1 pseudogene is annotated in these 829 nt (G+C 50.9%); it reads left to right on the forward strand.

The window, feature by feature from the left end:
- Positions 1 to 295: 295 nt before the first annotated feature.
- A pseudogene (locus tag GPK89_RS16835) lies at positions 296 to 401 on the forward strand (group II intron maturase-specific domain-containing protein); the annotation flags it as partial.
- Positions 402 to 829 lie beyond the last annotated feature (428 nt).

Genomic DNA, 829 nt, shown 5'->3' on the forward strand with positions numbered 1-829 from the left:
CAGTTGGTAGAGCAGCGGTCTCCAAAACCGCGTGCCGAGGGTTCGAATCCTTCTACCCCTGCCATCCATATCCGGAAAAAATCATTGTGTTGCCTATCGGTCTGATAGTTGCAGACTTTATTTTTTCTCGGTAAAACAGAAAGCCCCCACCGGGCAAACCGGTGGGGGCTTTTCTGTTGGGTGCGCTCGGCATGGGCAGAAACCAGGTGGTGAACACCGGAAGTTTCTTGACAAAGCAAAGTGATCGCTGAAACTTCTTACAAAGCAAAACCGTAGACGCAATGTCCGCAGAGTGATGCAGGAAGTGAAAGTGTCTATCCGTGGTTGGATTGGCTATTTTCGTGTGGCATATGAAGCGGACGCTGACGTTTTGGGATGAATGGATGCGGCGCAGGTTTCGAATGTACATCTGGAAGCAGTGGAAGAAGCCCAAAACGAAGGTTGCCAACTTGAGAAAGCTGGGCATCCCGGCCGACAGGGCTTACCAGTGGGAAAATTCCAGACTGGGCTATTGACGTATCGCCGGCAGTCCTGCATTAAAATGTTCCATTACAAGCAAAAGACTCGTAGCAGCGGGATACTTTAGCATCCCTAACTACTACGAGTCCTTGCACTCATGCGGTTGAACCGCCATGTACCGGTCGGTACGCACGGTGATGTGAGAGGCCGGCTCTTTAAGGAGAACCTCCTACTCGTTTACCGAGAAAAAGCAAAGTCTGCAACTATCAAGCCGATAGGCAACACAATGATTTTTCCGGATATGGATGGCAGGGGTAGAAGGATTCGAACCCTCGGCACGCGGTTTTGGAGACCGCTGCTCTACCAACTG

It is taken from the genome of Gemmiger formicilis (assembly GCF_018784445.1).
In the GTDB taxonomy this organism is placed as follows: domain Bacteria; phylum Bacillota; class Clostridia; order Oscillospirales; family Ruminococcaceae; genus Gemmiger.